This is a genomic window from Bacillus sp. MYb56 (assembly GCF_002976445.1).
GTDB classification, from domain to species: Bacteria; Bacillota; Bacilli; order Bacillales; family Bacillaceae_G; genus Bacillus_A; species Bacillus_A mycoides.
The window spans coordinates 194,790-212,712 of record NZ_PCOH01000006.1; the positions used below are offsets into that span (position 1 = coordinate 194,790).

The window sequence follows — 17,923 nt, forward strand, 5'->3', positions numbered from 1 at the left end:
CCTCTCCCCGTTACTTTGAACGTTTATAAAATGGTGTTGGAACAACTACTGCTTTGACGCGTTTATTACGAATTTCAATTTCTACTTCTGTATCAACTGCTGCGTATTTTACATCAATTAGTGCTAAACCAATGCTTTTCTTTAACGTTGGAGATTGTGTACCACTCGTTACTTCCCCGATTTTTTCTTCTCCTATAAATACAGGGTAATGCGTACGAGGAATACCGCGTTCGATTACTTCGATGCCGACTAATTTACGAGATGCACCGTTTTCTTTTTGCTCTTTTAACGTTTCTTTTCCAAAGAAATCTGCTTCTTTATTTGGTTTTACCGCAAAGCCAATTCCCGCTTCAATCGGTGTAATATCTTTTGATAACTCTTGTCCGTATAACGGAAGTGTTGCTTCGAAGCGAAGTGTATCACGAGCACCTAAGCCACATGGTTTTAAGCCCTCTTCTGCTCCCACTTCAAGAAGTTTCTCCCAAAGTTTTGCTGCATCTTCACTCTTACAGTAAATTTCGAATCCATCTTCACCTGTGTAACCTGTACGAGATACAAGTGCAGGAATTCCATCTACAAGAATATTATTTTTAAATTTAAAGAACTTAATTTCTTTCAAATCTTCTGACACAACTTTTTGTAAAATGCCTTCTGCTTTTGGTCCTTGAATTGCAAGCTGCGCAACTTCACTAGAAACATTGACTACTTTCGCATCGCCAATTACATGGCTAGCTAACCATTCGTAATCTTTCTCGATATTTGATGCATTGATTACTAATAAATAGTCTTCTTCACCACGTTTGTAGATTAATAAATCATCTACTGTGCCACCATTTTCATAGCACATAGCTGTATATTGTGCGCCCCCTACCTTTAAGGTAGATACGTCATTTGTAACAACACGTTGTAAAAATGCTAAACTATCTACACCTTTTACCTCTACTTCTCCCATATGAGATACATCGAACAAACCTGCTCCTGTACGTACAGCTTCATGTTCCTCTTTAATGCTTGAAAATTGAACTGGTAATTCCCAACCACCGAAGTCGACTGTTTTCCCACCATACTTCGCGTATACATCAAATAACGGTGTACGTTGTAATGTAATCATGCTCTTTCCCCCTTATGCTCTGACAAATCAATAAAAGTTGCTTCCCATATCTAAACATTTTCATTCTGAAAAGATAAGGTTATACGGAATCTCAGTATATTTTTTTATGAAAGCGTAAATAAAAAGTTACTTTCTTGGATAAAATACGAAAGATTCCACACATTTCACACCATTATCCTAACATTATTCGCTATATTTCATCAATATTCTAGCATAAAAAATAATTTAGAATTTTTTATTCTTAATCCTATTAAATACAACTTTTAAGATTTAGACCTTTATCGTTGTCTATTCTTTAACTTTTAGTAATTGTGATAGCGCCTTATTACGAGGCTTATAATAAAGATTTTTTTAATAATCACTTTAGTTTATAAAAGGTGGGAGAGTCTTAATGAATGTCGATATTTCCGTAGATCGAACGTGGCAAAATAATTTTTTAAAAAGAATTGATGAAGATGGTCCTTGGACAAATTGGGATTTATATCATTTAGCTTATAAAACAGAGAAATCGTTACTCGTCCCTACTTTTGATGGATTGCAAGCACCGAAACATTTATCACATTTCACGCCGCTTCCACATCAATTAGAGGTCGCTCAAAATGTCATTGAACAAATGAATGGTAAAGCGATTCTAGCAGATGAAGTTGGACTTGGAAAAACGATTGAAGCTGGACTTATTTTGAAAGAATATATGGTTCGAGGACTTGTAAAAAAGGTACTCATTCTCGTTCCAGCTTCTCTCGTATCTCAGTGGGCGTATGAACTAAACACAAAATTTTTTATTCCTGCGGTCGCTCAAAAGAAAAGTTATTCTTGGGAACAAGCTGATGTCATCGTTTCATCAATCGATACTGCGAAACGTTCACCGCATCGCGATATCGTTTTAAACCTAGAGTATGACCTTATTATTATCGATGAAGCACATAAACTAAAAAATAATAAAACAAAAAACTATGAATTTGCACAGCGATTAAAAAAGAAGTTTTGTTTATTACTAACTGCAACTCCTGTTCAAAATAAAATCGATGAAATCTTCAACCTCGTTTCTTTATTAAAACCAGGTCATTTAGGCAATCAATCTAATTTTGAAGAATATTACGCTTCCAAAAATCGTTCCACTGAATCCGATGAAGATTTAAAAGCTCTTATCAATAAAGTAATGGTTCGAAATAGACGCAATAACACTGGCATTGATTGGCCGAAGAGGCATGTACGAACAATCTTCGTTGAATTCAATGAAGAAGAACAAGCTTTGTATAATGAAATTGAAAATTGGCGTGGACAAGATGCCGTCACATCTGCTTTCTCATCCTTAACTTTAAAACGGGAAGCATGTAGTAGTCGTGAAGCTGTTTACTATTCATTAAAAAAACATGTAGAAAAAAGACAGAAAGAAAATGAGCACTACATAAAGGACCCACATATTGATGTGCTGATGGACAAAATTAATCATATTCCGTTCAACTCCAAAGCAAATAAAGCACTAGAGCTTATAAAAGAAGTTGACGATAAAGTCATTATCTTCACTGAATATAGAGCTTCACAAATGTATTTACAATGGTTCTTACAACAACATGGCATTTCCTCTGTTCCATTTCGCGGTGGATTTAAGCGCGGGAAGAAAGATTGGATGAAGGAGCTTTTCCAAAATCATGCCCAAGTATTAATTGCGACCGAAGCTGGTGGTGAAGGAATTAACTTACAATTTTGTAGCCATATGATTAATTACGACTTACCGTGGAATCCAATGCGACTCGAGCAAAGGATTGGACGTATTCACCGTCTTGGACAAAAAAATGATGTTCACATTTATAACTTAGCAACAAAGCACACTGTTGAAGAGCACATTTTAAAACTACTATATGAAAAAATTAATTTATTTGAACGTGTAATCGGTGAACTCGATGAAATTTTAACGAGAATCAACATGAAAAATATTGATGCGCATATTCAAGAAATTTTCGCGCAGTCAAAAAGCGAAGGTGAAATTCGAATCAAGATGGAAAATTTAACATCTATTATCGATTTTGCGAAGCGCAATGAAGCAGAGGTGCAGGACTATGCAGCAAAATGAAATTCATAATTACTTATATAACTTTTTTGAGGCGAATAACTGCGAAATTTTAGAACGTTCCCCTCACCTATTAGACGTGCAGTTAACAATTGAAATGGATAAATTATTAATGAACCGCCCTTTCTATTGGCACTATCTTGAAAAAACAGGAGGCGTTCCGAACCCGATGCGCCTTACTCTTATTACAAATCCGGAAAACGAAGAAAACGACGGTGAACTTATTCATTACGGTTCACCCCGTTTGCATCAAATATTTGAAACAACAAAAGAACTAGGTTCATACATACGTTTATATGAGGAAGTGAAACATAGCGGGGCAACTCATACCCCCCTTCATCCTTGGCTTGGTGTAAATATAAAAGTATCTTATCAATGCGACCGAAAAAAAGACATACTTCATTCCATCGGTATTCATCTTATTTCCGGGACAATGATTGCAAACTTTCATGACACTTTAGCAGAGATCAAACTCACACCGAAAATACCTGACTTTTGTTTTACCCTCTCACCTATCATTAAGCCACAAAGTGGCTTACAGCGTATAGAGGATGCTTTAAAAAGTATAATCGCTGAAGATGACCACACGTGGGCAAAAGAAGCGAGAGTGCGTTGGAATCACGATTTAGACCTTTTAAATCGATTTTACGAAGATAGCGATGAACTTCCAGAAAGCTATGAAATTGAAAAGCAAGCATTACAAGAACAATACGAACCACGCATTACAATACAAATTATAAACGGTGGTCTCTTTTATGTTACCGCAAATCATTTTCTATCTTAAAGAAAGCTCCTTCAGATTGAAGGAGCTTCTTTTAAGATATGTTCCCAGCCTATTCTCTACCTTCATTACGCTCTTGCTGTTTTTTCTCTGTCATACGTTTCTGATATGCACGATCCTTTGCACTTACATGGTTTGCATCAGTTGGAAGATTCTCTTTTGAACGACCAATTCCATTACTCATCTTTTTCGCCTCCTTTTTGCATGTTTCAAAATGCATCTTTATTTTCAGCTAGAGGCACAATCCTTATACAAAAAAATAAGAGCAGCCAGTAGCTGCTCTTACTCATTCACGTATTTTTGAAACATATCATGGATGCCTTGATTTACGAGGTTCGAGATCTGTTCGTCAGATTTATTCGGATAACGATCACGTAATCTGATAGATGCCTTCACCATTAAATTTTCTAATACAGAACGGCCACCTTCTCCATAAATAATTTCAGCATACTTAACCAGTCTTCCATCCTCTAATGTTGCTGGATTATGATTGAAGAAAAATTTACTCATTGTCTCCACCTCTCTTTTGATAACGTTTACATTTATATAGATTATTTATGTTATTTATTTCACAATATTGTATGCATGTATATTTAATTAGTTTCATTATAAAGTAACATATCAATAGTAAATATGTGATTTTCCATCCATTTTGTGAACAAATCAAAAATGAAAGCGTTTCCTTTATTATATACTAAAAAAACTTACTACGCTAGGGACAATTTTTTTAATCTACTAATCATCTACTTTTCTTTTTTTTATTAAACCTTATACAATTTTCAGAAATTATATTATAAAATATATGTATGACTTAAGGAGGATTTGTATGAATCAAAATAAAAAAGCTATATTAGATCTTGTCTTTTATCTCGTATTCCCATTCCTCATTTGGAAATTTGCAAAACCTTATATCGATCCTTATTACGCAATGTTAATTTCCTCTGTTCCGGGGATTATTTATACACTGTATACCTTTAAAAAAGAAAAACAGTTTAACGTTACAGGGTTCTTTATTTTAATTACACTCATTTCTAATACAACGGTAGACTTAATATCTGGATCAGCGGAACGAATGCTATGGAATGATGCATATTATCATATCGTACTTGGCTGCATCGTTATATGTACAATCTTTATAAAAAAACCACTTATGTTATATTTCGCAGCGGATATTTCAGCACTGCAAGGTCATGATCGTGATAAAAGTCGTGAGCTTTATCGTGATAGTCGTATATATCCAGCACTGCAATATTTAACACTATTTTTCGGCCTTCAATTTATATTAAAAAGCTTCTTGAAAATCTATTTCATCTCTGTTTTCGGTGTAGATGGATATGGTGAAATGAGAGCTATTATGACCGCTGTTGGCTGGGGTATTTCTATTTGCATCGGAATAGGGTTTGTATGGGTAAATAATAAGATACATGCGGTTACTGAAGAAAAAGAATCTGTGCAACAATAAATAAAGATCCCCTAGCAGCTTATTGCACTAGGGGATCTTTATTTTGCCAGACATATTACGAAAAAGTTAGCTTGATTTTTTTCTTTTATTTTTTACATTTCGATAAAACAAAGCAGCGCTCAGTGGCATAACACCAAACCATTTATTTAAGAATGGCTCTTTCTCCGCACGACGTTGTTGTTTCTGTTGTCTTCGATCCTCTTTTGGAGCATCCATATATGACACAAATTGCTGTGTCACAAAGCGTACATAATCATTAGTAGACATATTATCATCACCTCTACTTGATTAGTATGTCCACTTTTTTATTCATTAATCTTTTGCTTTAATTCATTCATAATTTGCTTTACCGACTTATTTGTCGTATCGATATGAATATCAGCCTCTTCATAATAAGCTCGGCGCGATTCAAATTTCGTTATAAATGCATCTATATCTTTCTTCTGAAATAGTGGACGTGTCGTATCTTCACGAAGCCTTTCTGCAATTACATGTGGATCGCAATATAAATACACAACAGTTCCATTTTCCTTCATCCACTTTCGATTTTCCGCTCGTTCAATAATCCCTCCACCCGTTGTAATAATTACATTCTGAACCGGTAGTGAACGTAACATTTCACTTTCATATTCCCGAAAAGCCATTTCGCCTTCTTCGGCAAAAATATCACGAATTTCCTTCTCTTGCTTCTCTTCAATTTTTTGGTCTGTATCTACAACATCCATATGAAGTTCTTTACTTAACACTTTTCCAATTGTTGTTTTCCCGGCTCCCATATAGCCAGTTATGTATATAGATTTCATTTTCGTTCCTCTCAATTATCCGTTATTATTTGTTATTATAACGAAAGATGTTACTTTATTTAATAAAAAAACGTTTTGTTCTTCTTATGCTATGAAGAACAAAACGTAACATACTCACTATTTTCTCGTAATCAAACAAGCTGGCTCACTTTTACTTATAAGTACCTCTTCTCACCCACTGCGTTGCAATCCATTTCTCACCTTTCGTTACAGGTGCTCCTCCATGTAACGTAAGCTCATTCAGTAATTGATCTTGATAAAAATACTCAAAGTATACTGCCATTCCCTTTCTAGGGTGTACAGAAAGATTTAATTTCGGAAAGAATGTTTCCCCGCCTTCTTCTACATCATTTAAGTACATCACAAGAGTACTTATACGATTATTAGCAGCTGATCTACTATGTTCCGCAAAATAATCATAGTGCGCTTTATATTCTTGATCTACTTCATAATTTAAAATGTGCAATCCTTCTCCATGCGCTACAGGAACATTCGTGATAGATGAAATTCGTTTTTCAATCTTCGAAGTTAGTTCATTCTCTTCCAAAAATGCACCACTACTCGTTCGAATATCATTTACATCACGTGATGAACCAACTTTAGAACGTTCCATCTTACTTTTAGACAATTCAATTAATTCATCGCACTCTTCATCACTTAATACATTTGCTAATACGACAATAAGAGGTTCTTCGAATTTTGAAATAATTTGTATTTCCCTATCCTCTGTCATAATCGTATTTCCTTTATGATCAAAAATAGTTTGTTCCTTATTTTCACCTATTTGATTGTTATTTGTCATTTCCTTATCTCCCTAGAAAAAAATGATTGGATAGCATGAATATATCATATTCTTTCTACCTTTCTCTTTTTTGAGAAAATTTAAACTTTTGACCATTATTCTTATCCCTTTCCTCAAAGAAATTGACTCCCTCCACAATAGAAACTCATGGTTCTTCTCCATATATTTTACATATTATCCTTCTACCCAATCAAATATTTTATTATCCTTTTCCCTATACCGAAAGCTCACTGTATAGAAAACTCTCTGTTTTGTAACACATTGCAACGAAATGATAATAACATCATTTTCAAAGACGTACTTTCCACTCACTTCTCCTCTTTCATACTGAAATAAAAAAACATCCTCTTTTTCTTTTTGCTGTAACTCTCTTTTTATATCTGAAATAGCTCGATCAACAAGTTCCTCCATGAAAAAACTTTGTTCTATTTCAGAATAAAATTTTTTATCCGAAAGTAACATATTCGTTTCGTACATCAAAAATGAAATGAATAAAATAAGAAAAATAATTGTTCCTGGCATTACAAATCCATCTTGTTTTCTCATGTTTCTATCTCAATTTCACTATAGCGCACAGCCACGCCTTCATATATTTCACCACTTATATCTTTCACATATATATATAACAAATGAGGTGTTAATTTATACGAAATCGCTTCAATCCTTTGTAATATAAATTCCCTTCCGCGCATATTTACTTTTCTTATTAAATTACTATTCAACTTTTCATACGTCACCTGATCACCATTACGAAGTTGGAAGCGTAAAATATTCCCACCATTTTCTAGCGCTATCTTCCTCCCACTTGATACTTCACGAAACTCTAATTGCATTTGTCCTAAAAACACATCCCACTCCCAGTCATTTAATCCTTTTGAATGTGTATTTTCTATCCCCATAATATGAAGACGCGGTAAAAGTAAAAAGAACATTGATAAAAGCAACAAACATGCAATCATTTCTATTAATGTAAATCCCGCTTCTTTTTTATTTTTCCTTTGCATAAAGGCATTGCTCCATCGCTTTTCCTCTCCTATCTTTCCACATCGTACAAACTTCATCTCCTCTCCAATATGTGTAATATACAATTCCTTTTATGACTTGCTCTTTTACTCGCTTTTCCTCATTCTCATACTTAAATAAGGCCGCTTCTTTTTTTAATAATATTAATGCTTTATAGCTCATTTTTATATTTTTTCTTTCTTGCATAATTAATAATGTTTGCGGGAGCAATAACGATACCGCCATCATTATTAAACTTAACGCTACAACCATTTCAACCATTACTGATCCTTTTTGACACTTCACGATACGTAAATCTCCCTCTTCCAAGCTGAAATACAATCTCATATTTATACCCTCGATAGGAAAGTAAAATCGTACCACCCCTATTAATATTCCCGCTCGGATTATATGTCATTGGATTTGGAAAGGTATGCAAATCCATTTGGACATCTTTATCATATTCTCTCTTAACAATTAAAAGGTCTGTCTCCGATTCCGAAATATAATACATATGTTTCTCTTTAAACCAGCGTAACGTATAATGTTTTTGACGCTTAATCGCTAACTGCTGCATATACAAAATATCATTTGAAAACTGTTTCAAAAACTGCTCAACTTTTTGTTTTTCATGTAATGAAGTAACGTTAAAATGCGTAACAACACTCAGTACAGAAATAGCAAATAAGACAAGTAGCATTTCTAAAAGAGTAAAACCTTTTTGCTTCACGATTTCCCAGCTGATACCGTACCATCATCGGAAATATGGATTGGTTCACCTTTCGGGCAAGTTTTTGAAGTAATATACTTTCCTGTTTCAAGTTCCTCTATTGATGGAATCTTATTATGTTGCAAGTGATATGCTTGTATTTGTGCTTCTATAGATTTCACATAGGCTGCACATCCTTTTCCTTGGACGGATGAGCGCTGTGTAACTACATTTGGAATAATTAATAGTAATAATACAGTTATGACAACCATAACTAATAACATTTCTAAAAGAGTAAAACCCTCCTCATTCTGCATGTAAATGCCCCCTATATAGAATTCATCATTTGAAACATCGGCATAATCATCGCTAAGTACATCAAAATGACTATAACCCCAAGACATGTAAATAAAATGGGTTGAATCACAAATAACATACGTTTAATTTTTTGTTCTACCTTTTCAATAATGAGCTCACTGTAATCACCAAGCTCATTTGCTAAATTACCGTTTGCTTGTCCATGCGTAATGATATAAGAAAGTTCTTTCTCGTAATAACCGCTTTTATCAATAATAGATTGTAACGGTTCTCCTGCAATTAATTGCCGCTCAATTCGGTCTGCTTCATACTGAAAGAACGGATGATACTTTTGCTTCATCATTATTGTTAATGCTTCGTGTACGGACAATCCACCGTGTAATAAACCACTTAATTGAGTGGAAAAATAATGCGAATGATTTAAAATAAGAAATGTTTTCATAAGGGGAATACGGATCATAATCTTTACCTTTTGAGTAGGCGGAAGTTTTCGGAAATAAAATATATATATACTAAATCCCGTTATAACGATAAGAACAATCATATAAATGAAGTAGGGTAATAATTTAATTGCAACTAAAATTTGCTCCGTAAGTGGTGGTGCTGTAGAACGTAAAGAACTATACATCATTTCAAACTGAGGCAATAAAATGAGGTTAAAAACAGAAAGCATAATCATTAAAAAAAATGATAAAAACATAGGATATCGCATTACTTTCATCATATCTTTCCTATATTTATCTTTCTTGTAAAGAAGTACGCTTCCTTGTTGCAAAGCAAAAGAAATGTCACCATGTCGCTCTGCATAAAACAAATAACTTAACATCTCAGAGTGAAACATTAATTGGTGAAAAGAAGCGTGCAAACTTTGTCCATTTTTCAATCCCTCGATCATACGCTGTAACTGTAATTTCTTTCCTAATGGTAGTTGCAACTGCAAAAATTCTAACGCCTGCAAAAGTGAGTAACCTTTCTCTAATAAATCACTTAATCTTTTACATAATAATGCTTGATCACTTAAACTCCATTTTCTCTTAAACATATACATCTTCTTCTAAAAAGCCTAAAGCATACCCTTTTCGAACCGACGATTCCAACGTTTTATAGTGATACGTAACATGTTCTCCACTTGCTTCTTTAATCGCTTGTTTTAATTCATATCCATATAACAGTTCATAAATGCTTGCCTGTCTCACTTTCCTCATTGATTTACATAAAGTTGCACACTTCCCTCTGCAAAATGGACATTTTAATTCGACGAGCCGCTGAGCAGCTACTGCTAATAATGATTGTTCAATTTCTTGCCTTGTAATACCATAATCCATAAATCGTAGTATCGCTCCTTTCGCATCATTTGTATGCAAGGTTGTCATTACTAAATGTCCCGTCAAACTGGCCCTTACAGCTACTTTTGCTGTTTCTTCATCACGAATTTCGCCAACTAAAATAATATCTGGATCATGACGCAAAATAGCCTTTAATCCCGTTTTATATGTGATACCAGCTTTTTCATTTATTTGAATTTGTAATAAACCGTCTTTTCTTTGCTCAACTGGATCTTCCAGTGTAATGATGCGACGTGTTTGCCATTTTCTAGCTACTTCTAATAACGCATACATTGTTGTTGTTTTTCCAGAACCAGTTGGCCCAGTAAATACGAGTAACCCATGAGAATGCTTTAAAAAAGAGAGTAATTTTTCCGCTGAACTTGGAAATAACGAAAGATGAGACAGTGGCTGTACAGATGCTTGTAAATGGAGGCGAATAACGAGACTTTCTTGATATACTGTTGGAAGTGTTGAAAGGCGTAAATACACTTCTTGTCCATCAATTTGTAAGTACAACGAACCATTTTGAGGTTTTCTCCTCTCTCCTATATCCATTGATGCTAAAAATTTAAAGTGTGAAACAAGCTTTTCTCCAAATTCTTTCTCAATACACCGTTTCGTAATTAAATCTTTTCCAATACGTAATTGAATCGCCACATCCTTCTGCCTGGGCACAATATGTAAGTCCGATGCTTGCACCCTACAAGCTTCTTTCATAATCATATTTGCAAAAAGCTCGACACTATTCATCAAGTTTCCCTCCTCACTATGTATATATCATAAAAAAATGCACAAGAAAAATTAGAGATTTTGTATTTTCACTAAGAGAAAAAGGAAAAATATGTTTGTGAAATTATGAACAATTTCTGAACTATTGTCTGAAATTACCTATATAGAAGTTTATCTGTATTATAATGTTAATATCTTGGATAAAGTGATAAAGGTGGAGATCCTCATGGAACAAGCTTTAAAAATTACAGGTGTGTTATCTGACCCTACTCGTTATTACATTTATAAATATATTTCGCAAAAACATAATTACGTAACTGTACAAGAAATTGCAGATGAGTTTAACATTCATCCAAACGTGGCGCGTTTACATTTATCAAAATTAGAAGATGTTAATATGCTCAAATCAGAAACAAAAAAAACTGGGAAAGGCGGCAGACCAAGCAGACTATACGTCTTGTCTCAAGATGTCATCCAGTTACAATTCCCATTTCGCGATTATCAATTATTAGCACAGATAGCATTTAATTCACTACTAAGCTTAGGTAGCGCCGGTGAAAAAGCGCTATATGAAACAGGAAAACAATTCGGCAAAGAATTAATGCAACAACATATGCATCGCTTAAATGTAAGTGCAGAAGCATTGACGATAGAACAAAAAATGCTAATCGCAAAAGAAGCATTCTCAACAGCTGGCTTATCCCCTGCTTTTGAATTAAGTACAGATGGCACAAAAATTTTCTATGATGTACACAATTGCCCATTTAAAGAAGTTGCTGCGCATCATCCGACTGAAATTTGTAATATGCACGGAGATATGATGAAGGGGATTTTTGAAATCCTATTCCCGAACGTGGAATTAACACGAAACGATAGTCTACTAGATGGCTGCAAATCTTGTAACTATAAAGTGAAACTTTAATCAGTGGGGGGGTGTTCTTCCCCCACTGATTATTAATTGAACCAATCGGGCTTTTACGGGCAGTTATCTCCCACCTAATTTCCTCGCATTTGCCGAATTTTGAGATGGGAGTTTTACTGCCCGTTAATGCGGGATAAAGTTCAAATTTAGTTTTTCAACTAAGAAGAAGTCAATATTATAATTGGCTTCTTTTTTATATGAATGAATATTTACAATAGTTAGAAAAATAAACTATAATGAAAAGAGGTTTTACTTTTTTAGAAAAGGAGGGAGATGGCATGGAGCGCATGTTTCGCGTTCTCGGCTTTTGGACTGGAATTTTCTCGGTTATGTTTTACGTAGGGGATATGCATCCGACCGCACTACTATTTTTAGGACAAACAGGATTCTTCGTACTTTTAAGTTATTTAAAATTAACAGAGCGTATGTATATATACGTATTCGGGGCATATTTAACCGTTTTCTTCATCGGATTTACATGGTACACAACATTTTTACTTGTCCCTGGAGCTGGGCATTAAGAGATGGCAAATTGCCATCTTTTTTTTAATTCCGCAATTCCCTAGTTGACTTATAGGTTTTATTACCTTATATTCTATATAACACATTGGAATTAGGGGGAATCAACATGAATACACTGCTTGTCGGGATTAACATCACAGTCATGCTCATTTTAGTTGGCGTATTGTATTATATGCAACGTAAGCATGTATCTTTTAATAAACGTGTATTTACTGCTTTAGGAGTCGGAATTATCTTTGGTCTTATATTACAATTTATTTATGAACCTACTTCTAAAGTAATTATCGAATCAAATACCTGGTTTAGTTTAATTGGTAACGGTTATGTGAAATTACTTCAAATGATCGTTATGCCACTTATTTTAGTATCTATTATTTCAGCATTTACAAAATTACAATTAACGAAAAACCTTGGTAAAATCAGTGGTCTTATTATCGGAATTTTAATTCTTACTACAGGAATTGCCGCAGCTGTCGGTATAGCTGCAAGCGCAGGATTTGATGTATCAGCAACAGGATTACAACAAGGTGATGCAGAATCTGCTCGTCTGAAATTAGTAGAAGAAAGATTTACTTCTATTGAAAAGACAACAATTCCAGACAAATTGTTAGAACTGTTGCCTACGAATCCTTTTCTTGATTTAACAGGTGCTCGTCCAACATCAACAATTTCTGTTGTAATATTTGCAGCCTTTATCGGGATTGCCTTTATAGGTGTAAAACGAAAATATCCAGAACAAGCAGAGCTATTTAAGAAAATGCTTGATGCTGTATATGCAATCGTAATGCGTATGGTAACATTAATTTTACGTCTTACTCCATACGGCGTATTAGCTCTTATGGCAAAGACAGTTGCTGGTAGCGATATTAACGCTATTTTAAAACTTGGTAACTTCGTGTTAGCATCTTACGTAGCTCTTATCGTAATGTTTATCATTCACTTATTATTAATCGCATTATCTGGTTTAAATCCAATTCAATATTTGAAAAAAGTGTTCCCTGTATTAACATTTGCATTTACATCTCGCTCTAGTGCTGGTGCAATGCCATTAAATATTGAAGCTCAAAAAGAAAAGCTTGGTATTTCTGAAGGAATCGCTAACTTCGCTGCATCCTTTGGGGTATCTATCGGTCAAAACGGTTGCGCAGGTATTTATCCAGCAATGCTTGCTATGATGGTCGCTCCAACTGTAGGAATTGATCCATTACAACCACAATTCATTTTAACTTTAATCGCTGTCGTTGCTATTAGCTCATTCGGTGTTGCCGGTGTTGGTGGCGGTGCAACATTCGCAGCGTTAATCGTACTATCTACAATGAACTTACCAATCGGCATTGTCGCTCTTGTTATCTCAGTTGAACCATTAATCGATATGGGTCGTACAGCTCTTAACGTAAGTGGTTCTATGACAGCTGGTCTTATTTCTAGTAAATGGCTTGGTGAATTAGATCAGGATACGTACAATCAAGATGATGTAAAAACTGGTGAGATTGCTTCATAATAAAAAAGGACGCTAACACTTTATACTGTTAGCGTCTTTTTTATTATGTTCCATCTCTATACATCTTCTCTTGAAAGTTATCACTCCAAGTATTCTTCTAGTTGCTCTTTTAACTCTTCCTCAATCTCATAACAAGATTCATCAACAAGTTCCCCTACTTTCTTACTCCCCCAAACTCTCGACTGAGTTGGCATCCCTAAAAAAGTATTTTCGCATCTCCAAATTGGAATAATGTAAAATTCAATCATCTCTCCTTCTTCATCTAATATCGCTATAGAAACTGATGAATAATATCCTATTTCAAAGGGATTCTCTTTTTCTCTTTCAAATCCCATATCTAATTTCATATTTTTCCCTATGTATAAATGCGAATACGCTTTAAAAAATCCAAGTGATATTCGCTCGATTTCCTTTTCCATACCTTTAATGTTCTCTTTCAACTCCAATGTAAACTCTTGTTCTTTATACTTCATTTCCGTATCCCCACACATAGAAAAAGAGAATATAATAACATATTCTCTTTTCTCAAATATATTTCATTATCTCACAGCCCGTCCCTTTCACAAATAACCATTTTGCTCGCACCATTTATGAAATTGTCCTACATCTACTCCAACTAACACGATATCCTTTAGCTCTACATCAATACTTTGTTCTCCAATTACAATAGCAAAATGGGATTCTAATTGTTTTTCATTTTTCTTTACAGTTCCAATTCGGTTCCGATGCGGCCCATCTTTTATATATGCTTTTTGTCCTACAATATCAAAGTTCAAGATTCTCACCTCTTTTACTGCGCTCAAATTGGAAATACAATCTCCACCTCGGAAAATTTCCTTTCATTGCACTATTTCTCTATATATATGACGAAACAATAAAAGAGTCCTTCCTTCTTTACAATTATTTTTTCTTTGTTTCATTTTTATGATTGAAACGTAAAGTTTATAATAAAATACACTTGGAAGCGCTTTCTACGTAATTTTTTATGTTATAATATAAAAGTAGAACTTCGTAAAGAGGGTTAAAAAATGAATACAAACATGATTAACAAAGTAATTGAAGCATTAAAAGTATATGGCTTTCAGGATGTATCATTCTGTGAAGAAACGAAGCAATTTTTATTTCATAACGAAACCGATATTATGAGCGGCTATGCAGAAATAACATATAGTAGTCAATTCGAAAAATTTAACGTACAAATTCATCCAATTGAAACGCATCACCAAGCAGAGTTACAAGAGGTTGAAAGACATATACAAGCTTGCATACGAAAAGTAGAGTATTTAAATGCACTTCTTACTGGACAAACAAAGCTAGATGATAAAATTATTATTATGTAAAAAAAAAAGAACGTGAAGCTATCACGTTCTTTTTCATTATACGTTCATTTTCCCCTTCAGCTGTAATCCTGTAACAGATTCTAATACATCCATCGCTTCTTCAAACGTCATATCAAAAATTGTCTTCTCTTCTATATAGGGAAACTGTCTAAAGCGCTTTTCTAACATTTTCACTGCATCCGATGTGAAGTTTGCGCTATCAATGCCAAATTCTGTTTCAAGAAGCACAATCCAATCTAACACATGAAAACCGAATCCATTTACGAATGAAATAAGTTTTCCTTCTGGCTGTGGAGATAAGAATACGTTTCGCTCCAGCTCACTGAAAAGTTCTTCTCCTAAAATTCCTGCTAACTCATCATCATGTTCGCGTTCAATAATCTCTTCATAACCGTAATCATCAACAAGCTCTTCTACTTCTTCACTATCCGCAAAAAGCAATTGACTAAGAATTGCATCTTTCTTAAATTCACTGTTTTGTACAACCTCTAAAAAACTTGTTTCCCATCCATTTTCTAATTTCATATTTATAACTCCTTTATATGCTTTACTTATAATAACTGTGCCCAAAATAGCCTAATGGTAACCTTCACTCTTTTTTTGCAAGAAATATTTCTCGCTGCATTCCCACGTCTAACATTCCACTTTATTTAATATATATGAGACAAGCCCCTCAATTTCTCCTTCGAAAATATCAACTTCTCGTAAATGGTAGAATGTCGTTTGCAACTCATTGCCCTTGTGATATATATAAATTTTCTTTTCTAAAGCAATTGCCATCCCTAATTCTGTATGACTTCCATTCCCACCCTCTAGTATGAGTAAGAAAACATCAGCTTCTCGTATCGCTTCTTGTTCTTCTTCACCAATCTTTTGCAATTGTTCTCTATTGGTTGCTCTTTCATTTTTCGTCCAATCATATGTATGCTGCCATCCCACTTCTTTCAACTGGCTTGATACGAAACGAACAAGATGTTTATTTTGAAATCCTGAAGCAATATAAAATTTCATTTATATTCACTCCTTAAATATGTATGGGGAAACTCCTTTTTTAGCGTTAATGGGATTTTTTCAAAAAAAATCCCCATCCTTAGAACTTATTTGCGTTTCAATGATGGGGTGCCTCATGATCTTCTTTTATTTTTTGTTTTTTATAACTTTCATCAGCTAACATTTCTAGTTCAGCTGTTATTTCTGATTTTTCAAGCTCTCGTTCTTGTGAAAATTTCCGTGAAATATAAACAATAACACTACCAACGTACAACACAAAGCATATAATAAGTGCAGTATTTTCATAGAGACTTAGCTCCAACACAGTCACTCCTAATCCATTCGTATTTTCACGCTTAATCAATTGGAATTTCCCTATTAACCATTTGTTATTGTAACATAAAAATATCAATTCTTGGAATCTTTCATCCTACTAAAAAAGACATGATTGTTTAATCATGCCTCTGAAATATGTTGAATGATAGTTTTAATCGCTTCTTTTCCATTATATTTTTTTAATGCTATTTTATACGTCTCATTATTATGAGATAGCTCTTCTATATGCTTTATAAGTGAGTTCACCGTTACATCCTCTTCATATAATACCGATGCATACCCTTGTCTTTTAAAGGATTCAGCATTTAAAATTTGATCTCCACGGCTTGCAAATTTCGATAACGGAATTAAAACCATCGGCTTTTGCATTGTTAAAAATTCAAAAATCGCGTTGGATCCCGCACGTGAAATAACAAAATCTGTTGCTGCTAATATATCCGGCAACTCTTCATGTACATATTCAAATTGTCTATATCCTTCTTTATTTTGTAAGGATTCATCAAGATTTCCTTTTCCGCAAAGATGCACAATTTGATAATTTTTCAGAAGATCTGGAAGTGCCGATCGAACCGTTTCATTAATTTTCTTTGCGCCTAAACTTCCTCCCATAACAGTAATAACTGATTTCTTCCGGGAAAACCCTAGAAACTTTAAACCTTTTTCAAGATTTCCTCTTAGTACGTCTTCACGTACAGGCGATCCTGTATATATTACTTTTTCTTTCGGTAAATGTTTCGCTGCTTCTTCAAATGTAACAAATATTTTCGAGGCAAAACGGAGCGCAATTTTATTTGCTAGTCCAGGTGTCATATCAGATTCATGTAATAAAACTGGCACTCTATTTAGCCACCCTCCTATTACGACTGGTACGGATACGAAACCACCTTTTGAAAAAATAACATCCGGTTTTAGTTTACGAATTGTTACGTACGCATCCATAACACCCTTCATCACGAGAAAAGGATCTTTTATATTTTTCAAATCAAAATAACGACGTAGCTTCCCGCTTGCAATACTATGGTATGGGATTCCTTCTTTTTCTATAATCGTTTTCTCAATCCCTTGATGAGAACCAATATAAGAGATATCCCAGTTCTGCTTTTGTAAATGTGGAATAATTGCTAAATTAGGTGTTACATGCCCGGCCGAACCGCCACCTGTAAAGACTATTTTTTTCATACGTCTCCCCCTTCTAC

General features: G+C 34.3%; 26 protein-coding genes and 1 pseudogene. 8 read left to right on the top strand and 19 right to left on the bottom strand.

The genetic code is table 11. The annotated features are described in order from the left end of the window. Nucleotides 1-10: 10 nt before the first annotated feature. Nucleotides 11-1,111, bottom strand: coding sequence for a glycine cleavage system aminomethyltransferase GcvT (gene gcvT / locus CQ058_RS10610; protein WP_002034013.1), 1,101 nt, complete (start codon nucleotides 1,109-1,111; stop codon nucleotides 11-13). Between the two features lie 391 nt (nucleotides 1,112-1,502). On the opposite strand from gcvT, the gene CQ058_RS10615 reads away from it, so the two are divergent. Both CQ058_RS10615 and CQ058_RS10620 read left to right on the top strand, forming a co-directional pair. Then, nucleotides 1,503-3,185, top strand: a complete 1,683-nt coding sequence (locus tag CQ058_RS10615; protein WP_002015016.1) for a DEAD/DEAH box helicase — start codon at nucleotides 1,503-1,505, stop codon at nucleotides 3,183-3,185. Continuing rightward, the gene (locus tag CQ058_RS10620; RefSeq protein ID WP_002088611.1) at nucleotides 3,172-3,966 is read left to right on the top strand and encodes a YqhG family protein; all 795 of its coding nucleotides are present in this window, start codon (nucleotides 3,172-3,174) and stop codon (nucleotides 3,964-3,966) included. Before CQ058_RS10615 ends, CQ058_RS10620 begins: the two co-directional genes overlap by 14 nt. Before the next feature lie 49 nt (nucleotides 3,967-4,015). On the opposite strand, the gene CQ058_RS32280 is transcribed toward CQ058_RS10620, so the two are convergent. After that, a complete protein-coding gene (locus CQ058_RS32280) occupies nucleotides 4,016-4,147 on the bottom strand; it encodes a hypothetical protein (RefSeq protein WP_002190661.1) in 132 nt (43 codons plus the stop codon). A 98-nt stretch (nucleotides 4,148-4,245) separates the two neighbouring features. Then, on the bottom strand, nucleotides 4,246-4,473 hold the full coding sequence (locus tag CQ058_RS10630) for a hypothetical protein (RefSeq protein ID WP_000032698.1): 228 nt from the start codon (nucleotides 4,471-4,473) through the stop codon (nucleotides 4,246-4,248). 71 nt (nucleotides 4,474-4,544) lie between these two features. Here CQ058_RS10630 and CQ058_RS10635 point away from each other — a divergent pair. Further along, nucleotides 4,545-4,661 (top strand): annotated as a pseudogene (locus CQ058_RS10635) (GTP pyrophosphokinase). 128 nt (nucleotides 4,662-4,789) lie between these two features. Beyond that, entirely contained in the window at nucleotides 4,790-5,425 is a 636-nt protein-coding gene (locus CQ058_RS10640) for a VC0807 family protein (protein ID WP_002015010.1), read from the top strand. A gap of 66 nt (nucleotides 5,426-5,491) precedes the next feature. Here CQ058_RS10640 and CQ058_RS10645 read toward each other — a convergent pair whose 3' ends face one another. The 10 genes from CQ058_RS10645 to comGA form a co-directional block, all read right to left on the bottom strand. After that, on the bottom strand, nucleotides 5,492-5,692 hold the full coding sequence (locus CQ058_RS10645; protein ID WP_002190662.1) for a YqzE family protein: 201 nt from the start codon (nucleotides 5,690-5,692) through the stop codon (nucleotides 5,492-5,494). 38 nt (nucleotides 5,693-5,730) lie between these two features. After that, nucleotides 5,731-6,228, bottom strand: a complete 498-nt coding sequence (locus CQ058_RS10650) for a shikimate kinase (protein ID WP_002190663.1) — start codon at nucleotides 6,226-6,228, stop codon at nucleotides 5,731-5,733. A gap of 151 nt (nucleotides 6,229-6,379) precedes the next feature. Next, on the bottom strand, nucleotides 6,380-7,030 hold the full coding sequence (locus CQ058_RS10655; protein WP_002190664.1) for a 2OG-Fe(II) oxygenase: 651 nt from the start codon (nucleotides 7,028-7,030) through the stop codon (nucleotides 6,380-6,382). A 174-nt stretch (nucleotides 7,031-7,204) separates the two neighbouring features. Then, on the bottom strand, nucleotides 7,205-7,576 hold the full coding sequence (gene comGG / locus CQ058_RS10660; protein WP_002129085.1) for a competence type IV pilus minor pilin ComGG: 372 nt from the start codon (nucleotides 7,574-7,576) through the stop codon (nucleotides 7,205-7,207). Beyond that, complete coding sequence (gene comGF / locus CQ058_RS10665; protein ID WP_002190666.1) at nucleotides 7,573-8,034, bottom strand: competence type IV pilus minor pilin ComGF; 462 nt, start codon at nucleotides 8,032-8,034, stop codon at nucleotides 7,573-7,575. Before comGF ends, comGG begins: the two co-directional genes overlap by 4 nt. Then, nucleotides 8,018-8,314 carry a hypothetical protein gene (locus CQ058_RS10670; RefSeq protein ID WP_002190667.1) on the bottom strand — a complete coding sequence of 99 codons (297 nt, stop codon included), beginning with the start codon at nucleotides 8,312-8,314 and terminating at the stop codon, nucleotides 8,018-8,020. Before CQ058_RS10670 ends, comGF begins: the two co-directional genes overlap by 17 nt. After that, entirely contained in the window at nucleotides 8,307-8,762 is a 456-nt protein-coding gene (gene comGD / locus CQ058_RS10675) for a competence type IV pilus minor pilin ComGD (RefSeq protein WP_002088622.1), read from the bottom strand. The genes CQ058_RS10670 and comGD overlap by 8 nt, the downstream gene beginning before the upstream one ends. Beyond that, a complete protein-coding gene (comGC, locus tag CQ058_RS10680; RefSeq protein WP_002088623.1) occupies nucleotides 8,759-9,058 on the bottom strand; it encodes a competence type IV pilus major pilin ComGC in 300 nt (99 codons plus the stop codon). The genes comGD and comGC overlap by 4 nt, the downstream gene beginning before the upstream one ends. 11 nt (nucleotides 9,059-9,069) lie before the next feature. Then, nucleotides 9,070-10,107, bottom strand: coding sequence for a competence type IV pilus assembly protein ComGB (comGB, locus tag CQ058_RS10685; RefSeq protein ID WP_002138336.1), 1,038 nt, complete (start codon nucleotides 10,105-10,107; stop codon nucleotides 9,070-9,072). Beyond that, nucleotides 10,094-11,137 (bottom strand): competence type IV pilus ATPase ComGA, encoded by a 1,044-nt coding sequence (comGA, locus tag CQ058_RS10690; RefSeq protein ID WP_002014996.1) that lies wholly within the window; start codon nucleotides 11,135-11,137, stop codon nucleotides 10,094-10,096. Before comGA ends, comGB begins: the two co-directional genes overlap by 14 nt. A 205-nt stretch (nucleotides 11,138-11,342) precedes the next feature. Between comGA and CQ058_RS10695 the strand changes: the two genes are divergently transcribed. The 3 genes from CQ058_RS10695 to CQ058_RS10705 all read left to right on the top strand — a co-directional run bounded on the left by CQ058_RS10695 (nucleotide 11,343) and on the right by CQ058_RS10705 (nucleotide 14,061). Further along, a complete protein-coding gene (locus CQ058_RS10695) occupies nucleotides 11,343-12,038 on the top strand; it encodes a helix-turn-helix transcriptional regulator (protein WP_002014995.1) in 696 nt (231 codons plus the stop codon). Nucleotides 12,039-12,316: 278 nt separating this feature from the next. Then, entirely contained in the window at nucleotides 12,317-12,559 is a 243-nt protein-coding gene (locus tag CQ058_RS10700; RefSeq protein WP_002190671.1) for a DUF2626 domain-containing protein, read from the top strand. 107 nt (nucleotides 12,560-12,666) lie between these two features. Then, the gene (locus tag CQ058_RS10705) at nucleotides 12,667-14,061 is read left to right on the top strand and encodes an L-cystine transporter (protein WP_002138338.1); all 1,395 of its coding nucleotides are present in this window, start codon (nucleotides 12,667-12,669) and stop codon (nucleotides 14,059-14,061) included. Between the two features lie 80 nt (nucleotides 14,062-14,141). On the opposite strand, the gene CQ058_RS10710 is transcribed toward CQ058_RS10705, so the two are convergent. Then, nucleotides 14,142-14,534, bottom strand: coding sequence for a hypothetical protein (locus tag CQ058_RS10710; RefSeq protein WP_002190672.1), 393 nt, complete (start codon nucleotides 14,532-14,534; stop codon nucleotides 14,142-14,144). 87 nt (nucleotides 14,535-14,621) lie between these two features. Further along, nucleotides 14,622-14,837 (bottom strand): DUF3912 family protein, encoded by a 216-nt coding sequence (locus CQ058_RS10715; RefSeq protein WP_002067106.1) that lies wholly within the window; start codon nucleotides 14,835-14,837, stop codon nucleotides 14,622-14,624. Nucleotides 14,838-15,089: 252 nt separating this feature from the next. Between CQ058_RS10715 and CQ058_RS10720 the strand changes: the two genes are divergently transcribed. After that, the gene (locus CQ058_RS10720) at nucleotides 15,090-15,401 is read left to right on the top strand and encodes a hypothetical protein (RefSeq protein WP_002129099.1); all 312 of its coding nucleotides are present in this window, start codon (nucleotides 15,090-15,092) and stop codon (nucleotides 15,399-15,401) included. 36 nt (nucleotides 15,402-15,437) lie between these two features. Here CQ058_RS10720 and CQ058_RS10725 read toward each other — a convergent pair whose 3' ends face one another. The 4 genes from CQ058_RS10725 to CQ058_RS10740 form a co-directional block, all read right to left on the bottom strand. Continuing rightward, nucleotides 15,438-15,926, bottom strand: coding sequence for a hypothetical protein (locus CQ058_RS10725; RefSeq protein ID WP_002190674.1), 489 nt, complete (start codon nucleotides 15,924-15,926; stop codon nucleotides 15,438-15,440). A 108-nt stretch (nucleotides 15,927-16,034) separates the two neighbouring features. Then, a complete protein-coding gene (locus CQ058_RS10730) occupies nucleotides 16,035-16,412 on the bottom strand; it encodes a nucleoside 2-deoxyribosyltransferase (protein ID WP_002034029.1) in 378 nt (125 codons plus the stop codon). Nucleotides 16,413-16,509: 97 nt separating this feature from the next. Further along, nucleotides 16,510-16,752 (bottom strand): DUF3966 domain-containing protein, encoded by a 243-nt coding sequence (locus CQ058_RS10735; protein WP_085960924.1) that lies wholly within the window; start codon nucleotides 16,750-16,752, stop codon nucleotides 16,510-16,512. Between the two features lie 95 nt (nucleotides 16,753-16,847). Then, complete coding sequence (locus CQ058_RS10740) at nucleotides 16,848-17,906, bottom strand: undecaprenyldiphospho-muramoylpentapeptide beta-N-acetylglucosaminyltransferase (RefSeq protein ID WP_002190676.1); 1,059 nt, start codon at nucleotides 17,904-17,906, stop codon at nucleotides 16,848-16,850. Nucleotides 17,907-17,923: the final 17 nt, after the last annotated feature.